A 17641-nucleotide genomic window follows, 5' to 3' on the forward strand; every position below is an offset into this window, starting at 1 on the left:
TGTCCTTTCATTTAATAACAACTTGTCACTCATCACTGATAAGGAGATCACGACATGTACCCATCAAGATGGTATATCGGATTGGATATCCATGAACATTACATTCGGGCAATCGCGGCTATTAAACGCCGCAATGGCTGGCAACTCCGTCATTGCTGGCAATACTCTTTATTTAATAAATTACCGTTATTTAATGAAATACCATTATTAAAAGACACACCACACGGCACTGTCTCAGGAGGATGGTTACAGCACCCTGAAAAATTACAGCATATTCTAATGCAATGGCGTCAAATATTACCTAACAAGATTAAATTAAGACTGGCCCTGCCTGTTCAGCAAACCCTACAGAAACAGATTGCTTTGCCTCACCACATCTCATTACAGGAGCCTGAACTCGGATGGTTTGTTCACGCCAACGCTGAAAAACAATTTCCTGTCACTGATCTTGCCCTGGATTATCGGGTTCATGGTCAGCAAATCTGCATCAGTGCAACCCGACAAAAAGATCTCAACTTCTGGATTGAACTGCTCGCAGAAATTGGTTTATTCCCTGATGCCATTGATATTGCGCCCTGTGCATTACGTTATGCAGCAGAATCTGCCGGTATTCCCAATGACAGCTGGTTGATCCATAAACGGATAACTGACTGGCTGTGGGTCGCTCCAGCTAATCTCCCTTTTAATTATGGATTGATCTCAACCCAGTCTCATCCATTTCTGGCACAAGTTATTAACCAGTTACCCATTACAACAGAGAGTAAAAATCACACCATTTACTACAGTGACGAACAATCTACTGATATCAATAAAGAAAAACAGCAAACCGTACCCAAAGAACCCGTTGACGTCTGGCATATGCTGGCAGCATTTCGCCATTATCAGCCTCCACTGCCGACACAAACAGATGCTTTCGTTATAGCTGCCGGGCTGGCTCTCAGACCGGATGACCAATGATGTATCAGGTTAATTTCTTGCCCTGGCGTCAGGCAAAACTTAAACGCCAATACTGGAAATGGGGATTATTTCTTGGCCTGCAATTGATTCTATGGGGGGCTTTTTTCATATTTATCTCAATACAACAGCAGCAGAAAATCGAACAATATCACGTTCGATTTGCCCAAAATAGCCAGCAACTTGAGCAAATAAAACAAATTATCAATGAAACAGAACAAGCGGTTCATCATCACCATCAGTTGACCCAACAAGTCAGGAAAAAACAGATATTCATGGAACAGAATCAACGATATTTACAACTATTTCGCCAACTTCCTCATTTATTACCGGAGAAAAGCTGGCTTACTGCTTTCAGTGATGACACCGGGCAATTAGTTTTTGCAGCCAACAGCCAAAGTTATGAAGATGTCTCCAATTTATTGGATAACCTGACAGGTAATACTTCACTTATCAATGTCCAGTTGAAAAAAATGACCACCACATCTGAGGATTATCTTAAGGTATTCACCATTGATGCAGACTGGTTGATGGGAGACAGAAATGAGAAATAATTATCTTGTGTGGTTATTTCGCCCCATATGGCAGTTATTTTTATTGCAGCAATTGGTGATCATTCCTCTTATATTGGGCTTCTATTTTTTTGTTTGGCAAAAGAGTGAAGATGTCATTCATTCTCTTCAAGTTAAACTGACAGAACAAAAAAATGATCTCGCCTTATCTCAAAACCAATTTTCCGCATTACCTAACCTGACTGAGCTCCACCAGCAGATCCAACAAATAACAGTCAAACTCGGCCAGAACGGCCATATCTCATCGCCGCTAAAAACTACCGTACTTAAACGACTCCACCAGCCTTTGGTCAATTCCGGGAGTCAACTCATGGAATGGAAAAGCATCAAAGAAGGGGATCAGGTTTTATGGCATATCATACTGTCACTGACCTATGAACAATTACTCCGTTTCATCAATGAGATTCAGCAATTACAACCTATCTTGCTGATAAAACATCTCACGATCACACCTGCCGATAATAGTCTGACTGTCCGTATGGTGCTGAAAGATATTGGCTATGAGGAAAAATGATGAATTGTCGTGCTTTCGCTTTACTGGCCTTCCTGCTCCTGACTTTTTCCTGTTTCGCCGAAGAAATAGAACCGGAAGAAACAACTTATTCAATGACAGTGAGAGATCCTTTTCAGCCGCCAAAAAATAACCTAGATGAAGAAGTTCAGTTCTTCCCGACAGATCAAGAAGAACAAGAAATAGAATATCAGGTTATTCCTCTGCAATACGCCGATGCCGGACAAATAACAGAACAATTACAAAAAAACACGCCTGCCTTACTGACAAAATGGGGAAAAGTGGAACATGATAATTTAACGAATAGTTTGATATTAGAAGATAAGTTTGATGCTATCACTCGCATCAAAAACTGGCTGAAAGAAGTGGATACACCACAACAACAAGTGCAAATCACAGCCCATATTGTCACGAGCAGCAGAGAAGCATTACATGAGCTAGGTATTCACTGGGGTATCGCAGCCGATCCACAAAATCGCTCACTCGGCCTCAACCGCTTGAACCTGCATCAACCCGCAGGAAATCAAAGCCACCGATTAGTACTGAACACTGCCCGCATCCATGCAAATCTGTTAGAAATGGAACTCAGCGCCCTGGAGCAGGAAAATCAACTGGATATCATCGCCAGCCCACGTCTGACCGCTTCACATCAACAACCCGCCAGTATCAAACAGGGTTCTGATATCCCTTATCTCGTTCAGAATAAAAACAAAACAACTATTCAATTCAAGGAGGCAGTATTAGGCATGGAAGTAACTCCACACATTTTAAGGCAAGGAAAAATCCGGTTAATGTTGAAAATCAGCCAGAATGCGCCCGGCCTTCCTATTAATCAGGGAGGGAATGAAAATCTGGCTATCGATAAACAGGAAATTATGACACAAGTTACCGTCAGAAACGGCGAAACCCTCATTCTGGGTGGAATTTTCCAACAGAAAAAAGGCGCCAGTACACAAAAAGTTCCTTACTTATCAGACATTCCTCTGTTGGGATCATTATTTAGCCAGCAAGGAGAACGGCATAGTCGAAGGGAGCTCGTAATTTTTATTACACCTCAACTGGACAATATTTGATCAATTTAAAATATATACATATTTATCAGTTGGTTGATAAAGGTCTCTGTGCTTTTTCTACCATATTGCTGGTTATTTTTCTTGGTCTGACCTGTTTATGGATTTGACGCTGAGAGTAATTTAGCATACAAGGTTTACCTAATTGAGTGAGCAGGTCTCTCATCACCAGTAAGAGCCTATCGGAATATACACAGGTAGGATCATAATCAGCCGAAAAAGCATGAACCTTACTTCACAGGTTCGTGCAAATTTATATAGTTGCAATATAGGCTGATGTATTGAGATAATTTTTCTATCTGATCTCACATTCTCACTCATGAGGTTTCAGTTTAGGTCCCGCGGCTAATCTGATTGGCGGGGCGGGTTATCATTAACAAATATCTTAGTAATACCAAAAACATGGCAGAGAAACGCAATATCTTTCTGGTTGGGCCTATGGGTGCCGGCAAAAGCACTATTGGTCGTCAGTTAGCTCAGCAACTCAATATGGAGTTTTACGACTCTGATCAAGAAATTGAGCGACGTACCGGAGCTGACGTGGGCTGGGTATTCGATGTGGAAGGCGAAGAAGGCTTCCGTGAACGCGAAGAAAAAATAATTAACGAACTGACTGAGAAACAAGGCATTGTATTGGCAACTGGGGGTGGTTCAGTTAAATCAAAAGAAACCCGCAATCGTCTGTCTGCCCGTGGTGTGGTCGTCTATTTAGAAACAACCATAGAAAAACAGTTAGCTCGTACCCAGCGCGACAAAAAACGCCCTTTACTTCAAGTTGATGCACCAGCACGTGAAGTTTTAGAAAATCTGGCTGATGAGCGCAATCCTCTTTATGAGGAAATTGCTGACCTGACTATACGTACAGATGAGCAAAGTGCCAAAGTTGTAGCTAACCAAATTATTGAGCTATTGGAAAAAAATTGATCTTTGCGGACTCGCTCCGCAGCACACGATAAGGCGAAAGCTGATATGGAACAAGTGATTGTTACGTTAGGTGAAAGAAGCTATCCGATTACCATCGCCCAAGGGCTGTTTTCCAGCAGTGAAGCATTCAAGCCCCTGCAATCTGGTCAGCAGGTCATGATAGTGACCAATGAAACACTGGCACCCCTGTATCTTGAACAGGTGAAATCCACATTGCAGAGTATGGGTCTTCAGGTAAATGAAGTTATCTTGCCTGACGGTGAACAATACAAATCACTTCTTGTGCTCAATGATATATTTTCTGCCTTACTGGAAAATAATCACGCTCGTGACACAACGCTTATCGCTCTCGGTGGTGGTGTCATCGGTGATATGACGGGGTTTGCTGCCGCCAGCTATCAACGCGGCATTCGTTTCATTCAGATACCCACCACTCTACTTTCTCAGGTTGACTCTTCCGTTGGCGGAAAAACAGGGGTCAACCATCCCCTTGGTAAAAACATGATTGGGGCTTTTTACCAACCTGCCTCCGTTGTTATTGATCTCAATTGTTTAAATACCCTGCCAGCCCAAGAGTTGTATGCCGGTTTAGCGGAAGTGATCAAATATGGCGTGATTCTGGATGGTGAGTTTTTTAGCTGGCTTGAAGACAATATTGAGAAATTAATCGCTCTTGATCATCAGGCAATGGCTTACTGTATTCGTCGTTGCTGTGAACTGAAGGCATTTGTCGTCGCAGCAGATGAATATGAACGCAGTGGAATGCGGTCTTTATTAAATCTCGGCCATACTTTCGGACATGCCATTGAAGCGGAAATGGGTTATGGTGTCTGGCTGCATGGTCAAGCAGTCGCTGCGGGTATGGTAATGGCTGCACGAGCGTCTGAACTTGTTGGAACATTTTCCAGTCAGGATACACAACGTATTATCAACTTGCTGGAAAGAGCAAAACTCCCTGTTCACGGCCCGGCAATCATGTCCCCTGAAGATTATTTACCTCATATGATGCGTGATAAAAAAGTATCAGCGGGTAAACTTCGTCTGACTTTGCCTAAGGTTATAGGGGAAGCAGAACTTCGTTCTGATATCAGTACAAACGTCATATTAGATGCCATTCGACGTTGCAGAGAGTGATCCATCATTTTCTAGCTGTTTGCTATAAAATAGCTACATTGATAGATACACCTGATAGCTTTCAAGTTGCCGCCAACAAAGAGGCAACTTGAAAGATAAAGGGTATAATACACTATCAGTTTTATTACCGGTTTTAGTTAGGTCAGGCTGCCAAACCTATAGACCAAACCTATAGAATAGTAATTGGCAGTATTATCTCGACTGGGAGGGCATATGGACGAATTAAAATCAGAAAATAAGCAAGAAACAAAAAACGAATTTAAACCTGATGCTTCTGATCGCCGCCCTCCGCGATCACGAACTCAAAACCAACGCCCAAAACTGGCAGTATCGCGTCAACAAATGATGATTGGGGTCGGTATACTGGTGCTTTTACTACTGATTATCGCTATCAGTTCTGCCCTGAAATCCCCAACCGAGCATGAAAAACAGCAATCACAGAATTCAGTCGAGAAAAATATCGATCTGCCAGGCTCTCCATCATCTTCTACTAACACGCAAGCGACTAATGCGCAAAATAGTATGCAGGGAAATCCATCTGAACCTGCCACATCGACATCGCCAACAAATAATCCGCGCGAAATCGGTATGCCACCAATCAGCAGTACACCTAGTCAAGATCCCGCTCCTGCAACAACCGGAACGGGTGGCTACAACCAACGCATAGAGTTACCTGGCGATATTTCTGATGCTTTAAATCAACAACAGAGCAACATTAACGATACTGTGCAAAAAAATACGGCACAAAAAAATCTGTCATCATCACAAAATAACCCGGTAAAACAAACGGTAATCCCGCCGGAAGAACAGAAAAAAACTGAAAAGGTTGCACCTCCCAAAATAGAAAAAACAGACAAGCAGCACAAGGAAACAGCTAAACCTGCCATCATTGATGACTTACTGAAAGTACCTGCAAATCGGTTTACACTTCAATTGAGTAGCGCGAGTCGCTCTGATACCTTGATCGCTTTTGCGAAAAAGAATAACCTTGTTAATTACAAGGTTTATGAAACCAAACGTAATGATAAAACATGGTTTATTTTGATCTACGGTAGCTACAACTCCGCTTCTGAGGCCAAAAAGGCAATTTCTTTACTCCCTACAGACATTCAGACTCAAAAACCCTGGGTGAGAAAACTACAACAGGTTCATCAAGATCTGAAAAAATAAAACTATTTTTATTAGGCGCTGATATGCTGTCCTAAACAGAGTACAATCTGCGGCTCTGAAATTATTGAATACTTTATTTGGCGGCATGAAAAAAAAACGCGCTTTCTTAAAATGGGCCGGTGGAAAATACCCTTTGGTGGATGACATTAAACGTTATCTGCCAGAGGGCGAGCGCTTAATTGAGCCATTTGTTGGCGCAGGTTCGGTATTCCTGAATACCGATTATGATTCTTACATCTTATCAGATATCAACAGTGATCTAATCAACCTGTACAACACAGTAAAATCCAGTGCGGATGAATTTATTGGTCATGTCCGTCCCTTATTTTCACCAGAGTTCAACACGTCTGAAATCTTCTATCACCTGAGAGAAGAGTTCAACAACAGTAAAGACCCATTCTATCGCAGTGTGTTGTTTCTGTACCTTAATCGCCACTGTTATAATGGCCTTTGCCGCTATAACTCACGGGGCGAGTTTAACGTTCCTTTCGGGCGCTATAAAAAACCGTATTTTCCGGAAGATGAGTTGTACTGGTTTGCCGAAAAATCCCAAAAGGCCTCTTTTATCTGCCAGCATTACGGAATCGCACTAACTAAAGCGCCAAAAGGCTCAGTCGTTTATTGCGATCCACCTTATGCGCCTCTTTCAGCAACGGCAAATTTTACAGCCTACCATACAAATAGTTTTAACCTCCTGGATCAGGAAAATCTGGCGCGGCTCGCCTATAATCTCTCGTCGCAACAGGATATCCCCGTACTTATATCCAATCATGACACGCCGATGACACGGGAATGGTATCATCAAGCTTCCCTTTACATTGTTAAAGCCCGCCGGACAATAAGTAGAAATATTCTTGCCCGCAGTAAAGTTGATGAGCTTTTGGCGTTATACTGCCAGAAGTGATTGAGGTTTCCTGCCCCTGAAATAACGGGGATAAACAATGAATTGGAGAAGAGAATAATGAAGAAAGATTTTCTGATTGCCCCATCCATTCTATCCGCAGATTTTGCCCGTCTGGGTGAAGATACCGCAAAGGTATTGGCAGCAGGTGCTGATGTTGTGCACTTTGACGTTATGGATAACCATTACGTTCCGAACCTGACAATTGGCCCGATGGTCTGTCAGGCTCTGCGCAATTATGGTATTACCGCTCCGATTGATGTTCACCTGATGGTAAAACCTGTTGATCGCATTATCCCCGATTTTGCCAAAGCAGGTGCAACCTATATCACTTTCCATCCAGAAGCGAGCGAGCATGTTCACCGAACGCTGCAACTGATTAAAGATCATGGTTGTAAAGCGGGTTTGGTTTTCAATCCGGCAACATCTCTCAGCTACCTTGATTATGTTATGGATAAACTGGATGTCATTTTGTTGATGTCAGTTAACCCTGGTTTCGGCGGTCAATCTTTCATTCCAGAAACCCTGAACAAACTGCGTCAGGTACGCAAACTTATTGATGAAAGTGGATACAATATTCGCCTTGAAATTGATGGTGGTATCAAAGCCAACAATATTGCCGCAGCAGCTCAGGCCGGGGCGGATATGTTCGTCGCAGGCTCCGCTATTTTCAGTCAACCTGACTATAAAACGGTTATTGATGAGATGCGCCGTGAATTATCAACAGTAGCATAATGGCAGACAACATGATGGGAAAAAATGTAGTTAAAAACATTCGGGCCATTGCATTTGATCTGGATGGAACACTGACCGACAGTGCCGGTGGCCTGGCCGATGCTCTAGATCAGGCACTGACTGCCAAAGGATTGCCCACAGCAGGCAAAGAACGCGTTGCGGTTTGGGTGGGTAATGGCGCAGATATCATGGTTGAACGCGCATTGAAATGGGCGACGGTGGAATTTACCCCAGAACTGCATCATGAAATCCGCGAACTGTTTGATAAATTCTATAAAACCACCGTCACAACAGGCAGCACACTCTTTCCTCATGTCAAAGAAACGTTGGCAGAGCTGGCAAAACATAACCTGCCGATGGCGATTGTCACTAACAAGCCAACACCTTTTATTGCACCATTGCTGGAATCATTAGGTATCAGTGAATATTTTTCACTGGTACTAGGTGGTGACGATGTTAAACAGAAAAAACCGCATCCGGCACCACTGTATCTGACAATGGGCATGTTTGGTCTACATAAGGAAGAATTGCTTTTCGTTGGTGATTCACGTAATGATATTTTGGCTGCACAGGCAGCAGGTTGTCCTTGTGTTGGCTTGACCTATGGATATAACTATGGGGAATCTATAGCATTAAGTCGTCCGAATTATGTATTAGACAATTTCTCGGATTTAATCCCAACAATTGGACTATCAATTTTGAACTTACAGGAAGCGTAATAAAATGAATGAACCCACTGCAATGAAATCAAACGCACAAAAACCCATTGTATTCAGCGGCGCACAACCCTCCGGTGAATTGACCATCGGTAACTACATGGGGGCGTTACGTCAGTGGGTTAAAATGCAGGATGAATATGATTGCATCTACTGTATCGTTAATCAACATTCTATTACCGTACGCCAAGATCCCGAAGAACTGAAAAAACGCACACTGGATACGCTGGCACTTTACCTTGCTTGTGGCATTGATCCAAAGAAAAGCACTATTTTCGTTCAGTCACATGTTCCACAACATACTCAACTGGCTTGGGTATTAAACTGTTACACCTATTTCGGCGAACTCAGCCGCATGACTCAATTTAAGGATAAATCAGCCCGTTATCCAGAAAACATTAATGCTGGTTTATTTGAATATCCTGTCCTGATGGCTTCTGATATTTTACTTTACCAAGCCAATCAGATCCCTGTTGGCATTGACCAGAAACAGCATCTTGAACTGACCCGTGATTTAGCACTGCGCTTTAATGCCTTATACGGCGACATTTTCACTGTACCAGAACCATTCATTCCGAAAGACGGTGCACGCGTGATGTCATTGCAAGATCCAAATAAGAAAATGTCAAAATCAGATGATAACCGTAATAACGTGATTGCTCTGCTGGAAGATCCAAAATCGGTTGCTAAGAAAATCAAACGTGCAGTTACTGATTCCGAAGAACCACCTCGTGTACGTTATGATCTGGAAAATAAGCCTGGTGTTTCCAATTTGTTGGATATACTTTCTGGCGTCACAGGTAAAACAATTCCTGAACTGGAAGCCGAATTTGAAGGAAAAATGTACGGTCATCTGAAAGGTGCAGTAGCAGATGCAGTATGTGAAATGCTGGCAGGTTTACAAGAACGTTTCCATCATTTCCGTAATGATGAGGTTCTACTTAACCAAATAATGGCAGAAGGCGCAGCTAAAGCACAAGCTCGTGCTCAGGCGACTCTGGATAAGGTCTATGAGGCGGTTGGGTTTATTGCTCATCCGTAATCATGTTATACCCAATGGATTTCAAGATACAGCTAACAAATCTGAAACTTGAAAGACGACGGGTATTTTTATTATTTATTGCCAAAGGAGATCAATATATCTCCTTTGTTTTTTGTCTGTTGATGTAGTTAATGTTTTAGTTACCATTTTAATTTTTTGAATCGAAGCATAATATCATTATTTGTTACATTAGATGCAGAAGGAAATTCTGTATCATCATGCAGAATAACACGATCTTTCCTTTCACGTCTCCATTTTGCACTTGCATCTACACGTTTAAAAATATTTTCGTTTTCTTTCTCAAATCTAAAATGTTTAGAAGGCCTTTTATCTCTTCTTTCTCGATCAATTGTATATAAATGATTTTTATAAGTATCAGGTCCTGTATTCATACCTACTTCAAAACGAAAATCACATAATACTCGTGAAGTCGCCCAAGTATCATTTCTTTCTTCTTCATTAGCCTCATTACATGGATTTCTACACTCTCTAAAATATTTTAACTTTCTAATACTAGTGGGATTTTTATATTTATCATCTCTCTTAAGCATGTTGGATGAAAATCTTTCACTCATAGAAATTAAAATACTCTCAATTTCTTTTGAGCCAATATTAGCAGCAAGAATTGCAGTACCACCAAAAGAATTGACCTTCCAGGATTTTCCTCTAACATCACCAAAAGCAACGCCTAATGGTGCATCAACATTTCTAAATTTAGCCTCTTGAGAAATATTTTTAATACTTGCCTCCTCCAATTCAACATCAACATCCAGGTAAATACCTCCTTCTAAATATAAAATAACCGAACGCGCAATATCACTTGACATTCCATAATTATGATAGTATCCATTGATATTCCTATAAAACATAGACTTCAAAAATATAATATTTTTATGCAAATGTATAAGTTTTTTATGTACAGTGTCAAAAGCTTCATCTATATCTCTAATAAAAAAAGTATTAAATTTATAATTTAATTTTTGTATTTTCTCTTTTCCTCCAATCTTATCAAACTCACATCCAAATAACTCACCTACATTAATTACACCAAATTTACTATCAATGTTTTCTATTATATTATTAAATGTTCTTGTCATTAATGATTTATTAATAACCCATAAATGCACTTCAAAACCCTGGTTGTGCGTTTTCATTTCAATAATATTTCTCATAAACTTTTCTGGTATATTTTTACCAGTCCAGAAATAGTGGATTTTATTTGGTATATTCACAAATCATCTCTTCATTATTATTAATGTTTTAATTTTGATTGAATTTATATTTTTTACAGAATCAGAAATTCGTATGGCTAATCTATTTTAATAGTGTAAATACACATTTTTGTGATATTTATCACATTTAAAAAATAAGTATGACGATAACAAGAATCTGGTTATCGTCAACTGTGCTCTGACAATATATTGTTTGACGATTTTCTTAATTATTTCCAAATAAACGACGATTGAAGTCCTCTATTTTTCCATGCAATATCCGCTTTTGCATCGTCAGACTCCAGCTAGCAGATAACCCTGCTGCCCCCATTAAACGTTGGTATTGTTCTCCATCAAATGGGCTATGGAAAGCAATAGAAATAGCATCCTTAACAGAAACATCACTATTTCGACTGAGTAATTTTAGTGGTTCAACAGCACTGACAAAACCTGAAGAGATGACCCGATATAACCAACCACAATACCCTTTATCTTGCATCATGGCTGCAAAATTCGCAATTCCAGTAATAAGATTAAGTTTGTAGCAAGGAGAACGGGGTTGTGTCACCTGAATAATTGCTTCTCCCCACTGGAAAATATCCCCAATATAAACATTCTCTTCTGTCATACCTTCCGTTGATATGTTTTCACCAAATAAGGGAGATACAAATAATTCCACTAATTCAGGAAATTGCCTTTTCCAAAAGAGGTAATGTTCCATAGGATAATGACAAAGCGCGCGATCAGGACCGCCATGAAAACGAGTCTCTGCCTGTTCATCTCCTTCCAGACCAAGAGAGGTTAGCTGTAAGCGTCCATTCACCAGCAGTTTGTTGATTGCACTGAAACCCCACTTTTCGGAAGATGTTATTTTACCTCTATATACCTGTGGGTAATACATTTCTATTTCTCCTCAATAGGCTAATATAAATATTATCCTGACCAAATAAACGCGCCAAGCTTCATCTTTTTGCCCTTTTAAAGCAGAAAAGATGTCAAATGATAACGAATATTATGAGCAATAAAAATGCTGACCCCACAGTGATCAGCATTATTAAGAGAGGGATTTTTAGAACTTATTCCATTTTTTCTTCGTAACGTTTTGCCGCTTCTTCCCAATTTACGACATGCCAAAATGCCTTAATATAGTCGGGGCGACGGTTTTGATACTTCAGATAATAAGCATGTTCCCACACATCCAATCCCAAAATAGGATAACCAGAAGTACCAGAAATCTCTTCACCCATCAATGGGCTATCCTGATTTGCAGTAGAAACAACGTCAAGTTTGCCATCTTCTTTTAAGACTAACCAGGCCCACCCAGAGCCAAAACGGGTTGCGGCTGCTTGTTCAAATTTTTCTTTGAAAGCATCAACGCTACCGAAATCCCTTTCTATTGCTGCTTTTAATGCACCAGATAAAGTTGTCCCTAATTTCAAACCCTTCCAGAACAGACTATGGTTTAAATGACCTCCTGCATTATTACGCATGAAAGTACGTTTATCCTCAGGAACTTCATCAAGCCGCTGAACGAGTTCATCAATCTCCAGACAGGCTAGTTCTGGACAGGCTTCTAATGCAGTATTGGTATTTGTAACGTAGGTTTGATGGTGTTTGGTGTGATGAATCATCATCGTTTGTTTATCGAAATGCGGCTCTAGCGCGTCATAAGGATATGGTAGAGAAGGTAATGAATGGCTCATGTCATATCTCCAGTTGTTTTTAAAATATACACACCTTTTATTTATTGGGTATGAGGCTCACACCTTGTGAACTGCCAGATTATTATAGTGAATTAAACGATAATGAAAACGATTATCAATTCCATATTATAACTATGGTTTCTTTTTAATTTCTCTTTTATTTCGTTTATTAGACGAAATAACTAAATAAAATCCATCAGTTAGTGTATTTGTTTAAATAATGAAATTATTAATGACAATTAATTTTCACAAATACGCCGCACTAAATGCTCATCTCATGAAATTCATTCTTTCCAATTGCGTGATCTTCCGCCCAAAAAAGAAACAAAATTTCTTCTTACACTTTAGTTAACCTTGTTTTGACATAGTATTAACAATTGCAAGGAGATAAAAATATGACTCAAATAATCAAGCATCCTATTCCTGCTGACATCGCAGAAACAGCCCTGATAAACAAGCAACAATATATGCAAGACTACCAATGGTCACTACAAGATCCTGAAGGGTTCTGGGGTGAGAAAGGTAAGATACTGGATTGGATAAGACCTTATACCAAGGTTAAAAACAGTTCTTTTGACCCCGGACACATCAGTATCCGTTGGTTTGAAGATGGAACACTGAATCTAAGTGCTAACTGCCTTGACCGCCATTTACAAGAACGTGGTGATCAGACTGCCATTATCTGGGAAGGAGATAATCCCGCTGAATCCAGACATGTTACGTATCAAGAGCTATATCACGATGTCTGTCAATTCGCTAATGCATTGAAAAAAATTGGGATTAAAAAAGGTGATGTCGTTGCTATCTATATGCCAATGGTGCCGGAAGCTGCCGTTGCTATGCTGGCCTGTGCCCGGATTGGCGCAATTCACTCGGTGATTTTCGGTGGTTTTTCTCCTGATGCAATTTCTGGTCGGGTTATCGATTCAAATGCCAAATTAATTATTACTGCTAATGAAGGCATACGAGCCGGACGAACTGTTCCACTGAAAAAAAATGTTGATGAAGCACTGAGCAATCCAACCGTGACAAGTGTTACCAATGTTGTTGTTTTTAAACGGACAGATAATGCAACAAGCTGGCAAACCGAACGTGATTTATGGTGGCATGAATTAACTGATGGGATGAATACAGACTGTCCGGCCGAAGAGATGAATGCAGAAGATCCGCTATTTATTCTTTATACTTCCGGCTCCACAGGTAAACCCAAAGGTGTTCTGCATACCACTGGTGGTTATCTGGTCTACGCGTCTTTGACGTTCAAATATACGTTTGATTACCGTCCTGGTGAAGTTTATTGGTGTACAGCCGATATCGGTTGGGTAACAGGTCATAGCTATCTGTTGTATGGCCCGCTATCTTGTGGTGCAACATCCGTGATGTTTGAAGGTGTACCGAACTATCCTGATGTGAATCGTCTCAGCCAGGTTGTTGATAAACACCAGGTGAATATCCTCTATACTGCGCCAACGGCTATTCGTGCATTAATGGCCGAAGGGGACAAAGCTATTGAAGGAACCAAACGCACATCATTGCGCATCATGGGATCTGTAGGCGAACCCATCAACCCGGAAGCCTGGGAATGGTATTACAAAAAAATAGGTAATGGTAAATGCCCTATTGTCGATACATGGTGGCAAACGGAAACGGGTGGTTTCATGATTACACCATTACCTGGAGCAACTGCTCTCAAAGCAGGATCAGCGACTCTGCCATTCTTCGGCATTAGCCCCGCATTAGTAGATAACTCAGGTGGCATTCTGAGTGGTGAATGCGAGGGGAATCTTGTTATTACCGATTCATGGCCGGGACAAGCCAGGACTCTATTTGGCGATCATGATCGTTTTGAGCAAACATATTTTTCTACCTTCAAAGGGGCATATTTCAGTGGCGATGGTGCCAGACGTGATGAAGACGGCTATTACTGGATTACTGGCCGCGTTGATGATGTGCTGAATATTTCAGGCCATCGATTGGGTACTGCTGAGATTGAATCGGCTCTGGTAGCTCATCCTAAAATCGCGGAGGCAGCCGTTGTTGGTATCCCTCACCATATCAAAGGACAAGCTATTTACGCTTATGTCACATTAATTCACGGTGAAGAACCTTCTCCTGAGCTGTATAGCGATGTCAAAAATTGGGTACGAAAAGAAATCGGCCCAATTGCAACCCCTGATATTCTTCACTGGACAGATTCTCTACCCAAAACGCGTTCAGGAAAGATTATGCGACGGATTTTGCGCAAAATCGCTTCCGGTGATACTAGTAACTTAGGAGATACTTCCACTTTGGCTGATCCTGGCGTTGTTGAAAAATTACTAGAAGAAAAGCAGTCCATGGCTATGCCTTAGCATATGCAGTAAAAACATCCATGCCGCCGTAGGGCGGCTTGGTAACATACCATCAAAAGTGCAGAACTACCAGGGACGTGATAAGTAGTCATGAATTCCTGCGAATGCGGCTGCTCCGTATTTAATAGTCCTTAATGTGGCTTAAGGTGATCCTTTAACATTTAAAAGGAGAAACTCTGATGAATGCCGATATTTATCAAGAGGTTGAGAATAACCCTCGCTTCAAGGAATTAGTTGAGAAGCGCGGACGTTTTGCCGGGCTGTTGTCCATCATTATGTTAATGCTTTATGTTGGTTTTATTTTTCTCATTGCCTTTGCCCCCGAATGGCTTGGCACACCTCTCTATGAAGGCTCCAGCGTAACACGTGGTATTCCTGTTGGTATCGGTATTATTTTTATTTCTTTCATATTAACAGGGATTTATGTTGTCAGAGCGAATGGTGAATTCGATCGTTTGACATCGACTATTCTCAAAGAGGTGGGAAAATGAAAAAGCTTCTCTTCTCAACAATCCTGCTATTTTTTTCCTTCTACCCTATTTTAGCCCAGGCAGACGCCCTTTCAGGTAAAGTAGAAAAGCAACCTTTGAATATTCAGGCCATTATCATGTTTCTGTTATTCGTTGGGTTCACGCTTTACATTACTTATTGGGCATCAAAACGAACAATTTCTCGTTCAGATTACTATACTGCCGGAGGGCGGATCACGGGTTTTCAAAATGGTATGGCCATTGCTGGGGACTATATGTCAGCAGCCTCTTTTTTAGGGATTTCTGCATTGGTTTATACCTCCGGTTATGATGGCCTGATTTATTCCATCGGTTTCCTTGTTGGCTGGCCAATTATTTTGTTCCTGATCGCTGAACGGTTGAGAAATCTGGGACGTTACACATTTGCTGATGTTGCTTCTTATCGATTAAAGCAGCGCCCTATCCGTACTTTGTCTGCAATGGGATCTCTGGTTGTTGTTGCGTTATATCTGATTGCACAAATGGTTGGAGCTGGAAAACTCATCGAACTATTATTCGGACTGAATTACCACATCGCTGTTGTTTTAGTTGGTATTCTAATGGTTCTGTATGTACTGTTTGGTGGCATGCTGGCAACAACGTGGGTTCAGATTATCAAAGCAATTTTATTGCTGGCTGGAGCAACATTTATGGCTTTGATGGTTATGAAAGCCGTGAATTTCAATTTTAATACCCTATTTAAAGAAGCTATTGCCGTACATTCACACGGGCAGGATATTATGAGCCCAGGTGGATTAGTTTCTGACCCAGTATCTGCACTCTCTTTAGGGCTAGCGTTAATGTTTGGTACTGCTGGCTTACCGCATATCATCATGCGATTTTTTACCGTTAATGATGCTAAAGAAGCCCGCAAAAGTGTTTTCTATGCCACCGGCTTTATCGGTTATTTCTACATCCTAACCTTTATCATTGGATTTGGTGCAATACTGTTAGTCAGCCCCAATGCTGCATTTAAAGATCCAACCGGAACATTAATTGGTGGGACTAATATGGCCGCAGTCCATCTTGCAAGTGCGGTTGGCGGTGATTTTTTCCTCGGTTTTATTTCTGCTGTCGCTTTCGCCACGATTTTAGCTGTTGTAGCAGGGCTAACATTAGCTGGTGCCTCAGCCGTTTCTCATGATCTCTATGCTAATGTAATTAAACGGGGACAAGCCAATGAACAGGATGAGTTAAAAATTTCCAAAATTACTGTAGTCTTCCTGGGAATTATCGCTATTGGATTAGGTATTTTATTCGAAAAACAAAATATTGCTTTTATGGTCGGTCTGGCTTTCTCCATTGCAGCAAGTTGTAATTTCCCAATTATTTTATTGTCGATGTACTGGAGCAGGCTGACAACACGTGGAGCTTTGATTGGTGGATGGTTGGGATTAATGATAGCCGCCGTATTAATGATCCTTGGCCCAACAATCTGGGTTAGTATTCTTGGTCATGAAAAACCCATTTATCCTTATGAGTATCCAGCTCTATTCTCCATGATTGTAGCATTTGCCGGTGCATGGCTTTTCTCCATCACAGATACATCAGAACAAGGTCAATTGGAAAGAGAAATGTTCCGTAAGCAATTTCTACGTTCACAGACAGGCCTTGGTATTGAGCAAGGAAACGCACATTAGCATTAAATACTGAACTTATCCTGCCCTTTTGGGCAGGTTCTATTTTGTTAACCAAACGGAGAGCTGATGTTTAATGTAATCTGATGACAAACTTGGACAACAAAGAACTTAATTCACTGTCGAAGAGCAAATTCTGAATTTAATAACTGATATTAGCAAAGCAGCCAAAGCAATTAATGTCAATAAATCAGCGATGAACAGATTAATTCATCAATTAAGGCAGAACCGACAAGGAAAATAGGCCACGACGGTACTCATGGGGAATAAGGAAAGGTATATGACCCAACTTCACTGAGAAAACGCAAAAAAGCCATCCGGTTCAGGATGGCTTCTCTGTCAAATGGCTGTCTGGCAGTGCCCTACTCTCGCATGGGGAGACCCCACACTACCATCGGCGCGACGGCGTTTCACTGCTGAGTTCGGCATGGGGTCAGGTGGGACCACCGCGCTATTGCCGCCAGACAAATCCTGTTTTCAATCCCGAACAAGCTGCCGGAC

Annotated in this window: 17 protein-coding genes and 1 rRNA gene; 14 read left to right on the plus strand and 4 right to left on the minus strand. The window is 41.2% G+C overall.

Features of this window, described 5'->3' with window-relative positions:
- Window positions 1-54: 54 nt before the first annotated feature.
- The 11 genes from Xind_RS16560 to trpS all read left to right on the plus strand — a co-directional run bounded on the left by Xind_RS16560 (window position 55) and on the right by trpS (window position 9729).
- Window positions 55-957, plus strand: coding sequence for a type IV pilus biogenesis protein PilM (locus Xind_RS16560; RefSeq protein WP_047680312.1), 903 nt, complete (start codon window positions 55-57; stop codon window positions 955-957).
- Window positions 954-1508 carry a PilN domain-containing protein gene (locus tag Xind_RS16565; RefSeq protein ID WP_047680314.1) on the plus strand — a complete coding sequence of 185 codons (555 nt, stop codon included), beginning with the start codon at window positions 954-956 and terminating at the stop codon, window positions 1506-1508. Before Xind_RS16560 ends, Xind_RS16565 begins: the two co-directional genes overlap by 4 nt.
- Window positions 1498-2040, plus strand: coding sequence for a hypothetical protein (locus tag Xind_RS16570; protein WP_047680316.1), 543 nt, complete (start codon window positions 1498-1500; stop codon window positions 2038-2040). Before Xind_RS16565 ends, Xind_RS16570 begins: the two co-directional genes overlap by 11 nt.
- Complete coding sequence (locus Xind_RS16575; protein ID WP_047680318.1) at window positions 2040-3110, plus strand: secretin N-terminal domain-containing protein; 1071 nt, start codon at window positions 2040-2042, stop codon at window positions 3108-3110. Before Xind_RS16570 ends, Xind_RS16575 begins: the two co-directional genes overlap by 1 nt.
- A gap of 399 nt (window positions 3111-3509) precedes the next feature.
- Window positions 3510-4031 carry a shikimate kinase AroK gene (gene aroK / locus Xind_RS16580; RefSeq protein WP_038260059.1) on the plus strand — a complete coding sequence of 174 codons (522 nt, stop codon included), beginning with the start codon at window positions 3510-3512 and terminating at the stop codon, window positions 4029-4031.
- 45 nt (window positions 4032-4076) lie between these two features.
- The gene (gene aroB, locus Xind_RS16585) at window positions 4077-5165 is read left to right on the plus strand and encodes a 3-dehydroquinate synthase (RefSeq protein WP_187650508.1); all 1089 of its coding nucleotides are present in this window, start codon (window positions 4077-4079) and stop codon (window positions 5163-5165) included.
- Window positions 5166-5378: 213 nt separating this feature from the next.
- Window positions 5379-6335, plus strand: a complete 957-nt coding sequence (locus tag Xind_RS16590) for an SPOR domain-containing protein (protein WP_047680322.1) — start codon at window positions 5379-5381, stop codon at window positions 6333-6335.
- An 85-nt stretch (window positions 6336-6420) separates the two neighbouring features.
- Window positions 6421-7239, plus strand: coding sequence for an adenine-specific DNA-methyltransferase (gene dam, locus Xind_RS16595; RefSeq protein ID WP_047680324.1), 819 nt, complete (start codon window positions 6421-6423; stop codon window positions 7237-7239).
- A 57-nt stretch (window positions 7240-7296) separates the two neighbouring features.
- The gene (gene rpe / locus Xind_RS16600; RefSeq protein ID WP_047680326.1) at window positions 7297-7971 is read left to right on the plus strand and encodes a ribulose-phosphate 3-epimerase; all 675 of its coding nucleotides are present in this window, start codon (window positions 7297-7299) and stop codon (window positions 7969-7971) included.
- Window positions 7972-7985: 14 nt separating this feature from the next.
- Window positions 7986-8690 carry a phosphoglycolate phosphatase gene (locus tag Xind_RS16605; RefSeq protein ID WP_187650514.1) on the plus strand — a complete coding sequence of 235 codons (705 nt, stop codon included), beginning with the start codon at window positions 7986-7988 and terminating at the stop codon, window positions 8688-8690.
- Between the two features lie 4 nt (window positions 8691-8694).
- Complete coding sequence (trpS, locus tag Xind_RS16610; RefSeq protein WP_187650509.1) at window positions 8695-9729, plus strand: tryptophan--tRNA ligase; 1035 nt, start codon at window positions 8695-8697, stop codon at window positions 9727-9729.
- A 140-nt stretch (window positions 9730-9869) separates the two neighbouring features.
- Here the strand turns inward: trpS and Xind_RS16615 are convergent, their stop codons facing one another.
- From Xind_RS16615 to sodA, 3 genes are all read right to left on the minus strand, one after another.
- Window positions 9870-10961: a glycosyltransferase gene (locus Xind_RS16615; protein WP_187650510.1), complete on the minus strand. Its 1092-nt coding sequence runs from the start codon at window positions 10959-10961 to the stop codon at window positions 9870-9872.
- 205 nt (window positions 10962-11166) lie between these two features.
- Window positions 11167-11841, minus strand: coding sequence for a 6-hydroxyaminopurine reductase (gene yiiM, locus Xind_RS16620; RefSeq protein WP_187650511.1), 675 nt, complete (start codon window positions 11839-11841; stop codon window positions 11167-11169).
- A 175-nt stretch (window positions 11842-12016) separates the two neighbouring features.
- Entirely contained in the window at window positions 12017-12643 is a 627-nt protein-coding gene (gene sodA, locus Xind_RS16625) for a superoxide dismutase [Mn] (RefSeq protein WP_047680335.1), read from the minus strand.
- Window positions 12644-13038: 395 nt separating this feature from the next.
- Between sodA and acs the strand changes: the two genes are divergently transcribed.
- From acs to actP, 3 genes are all read left to right on the plus strand, one after another.
- Window positions 13039-14994: an acetate--CoA ligase gene (gene acs, locus Xind_RS16630; protein WP_187650512.1), complete on the plus strand. Its 1956-nt coding sequence runs from the start codon at window positions 13039-13041 to the stop codon at window positions 14992-14994.
- Window positions 14995-15173: 179 nt separating this feature from the next.
- Window positions 15174-15485 (plus strand): DUF485 domain-containing protein, encoded by a 312-nt coding sequence (locus Xind_RS16635; RefSeq protein WP_047685815.1) that lies wholly within the window; start codon window positions 15174-15176, stop codon window positions 15483-15485.
- On the plus strand, window positions 15482-17143 hold the full coding sequence (actP, locus tag Xind_RS16640) for a cation/acetate symporter ActP (protein WP_047685814.1): 1662 nt from the start codon (window positions 15482-15484) through the stop codon (window positions 17141-17143). The genes Xind_RS16635 and actP overlap by 4 nt, the downstream gene beginning before the upstream one ends.
- Window positions 17144-17489: 346 nt before the next feature.
- On the opposite strand, the gene rrf is transcribed toward actP, so the two are convergent.
- Window positions 17490-17605: ribosomal RNA gene (gene rrf, locus Xind_RS16645) — 5S ribosomal RNA — on the minus strand.
- Between the last annotated feature and the right edge of the window lie 36 nt (window positions 17606-17641).

Origin of the sequence: Xenorhabdus indica (assembly GCF_014467235.1) — a bacterium.
Classification (GTDB): Bacteria; Pseudomonadota; Gammaproteobacteria; order Enterobacterales; family Enterobacteriaceae; genus Xenorhabdus; species Xenorhabdus indica.

Excerpts from the sequence above, each read along its gene's own strand:
- Xind_RS16635 (WP_047685815.1), top strand. The coding sequence starts at position 15,174 with ATGAATGCCGATATTTATCAAGAGGTTGAGAATAACCCTCGCTTCAAG.
- acs (WP_187650512.1), top strand. The coding sequence starts at position 13,039 with ATGACTCAAATAATCAAGCATCCTATTCCTGCTGACATCGCAGAAACA.
- sodA (WP_047680335.1), bottom strand. The coding sequence starts at position 12,643 with ATGAGCCATTCATTACCTTCTCTACCATATCCTTATGACGCGCTAGAG.
- Xind_RS16565 (WP_047680314.1), top strand. The coding sequence starts at position 954 with ATGATGTATCAGGTTAATTTCTTGCCCTGGCGTCAGGCAAAACTTAAA.
- aroK (WP_038260059.1), top strand. The coding sequence starts at position 3,510 with ATGGCAGAGAAACGCAATATCTTTCTGGTTGGGCCTATGGGTGCCGGC.
- Xind_RS16560 (WP_047680312.1), top strand. The coding sequence starts at position 55 with ATGTACCCATCAAGATGGTATATCGGATTGGATATCCATGAACATTAC.
- Xind_RS16590 (WP_047680322.1), top strand. The coding sequence starts at position 5,379 with ATGGACGAATTAAAATCAGAAAATAAGCAAGAAACAAAAAACGAATTT.
- Xind_RS16575 (WP_047680318.1), top strand. The coding sequence starts at position 2,040 with ATGAATTGTCGTGCTTTCGCTTTACTGGCCTTCCTGCTCCTGACTTTT.
- rpe (WP_047680326.1), top strand. The coding sequence starts at position 7,297 with ATGAAGAAAGATTTTCTGATTGCCCCATCCATTCTATCCGCAGATTTT.
- trpS (WP_187650509.1), top strand. The coding sequence starts at position 8,695 with ATGAATGAACCCACTGCAATGAAATCAAACGCACAAAAACCCATTGTA.
- Xind_RS16605 (WP_187650514.1), top strand. The coding sequence starts at position 7,986 with ATGGGAAAAAATGTAGTTAAAAACATTCGGGCCATTGCATTTGATCTG.
- Xind_RS16570 (WP_047680316.1), top strand. The coding sequence starts at position 1,498 with ATGAGAAATAATTATCTTGTGTGGTTATTTCGCCCCATATGGCAGTTA.
- actP (WP_047685814.1), top strand. The coding sequence starts at position 15,482 with ATGAAAAAGCTTCTCTTCTCAACAATCCTGCTATTTTTTTCCTTCTAC.
- yiiM (WP_187650511.1), bottom strand. The coding sequence starts at position 11,841 with ATGTATTACCCACAGGTATATAGAGGTAAAATAACATCTTCCGAAAAG.
- aroB (WP_187650508.1), top strand. The coding sequence starts at position 4,077 with ATGGAACAAGTGATTGTTACGTTAGGTGAAAGAAGCTATCCGATTACC.
- dam (WP_047680324.1), top strand. The coding sequence starts at position 6,421 with ATGAAAAAAAAACGCGCTTTCTTAAAATGGGCCGGTGGAAAATACCCT.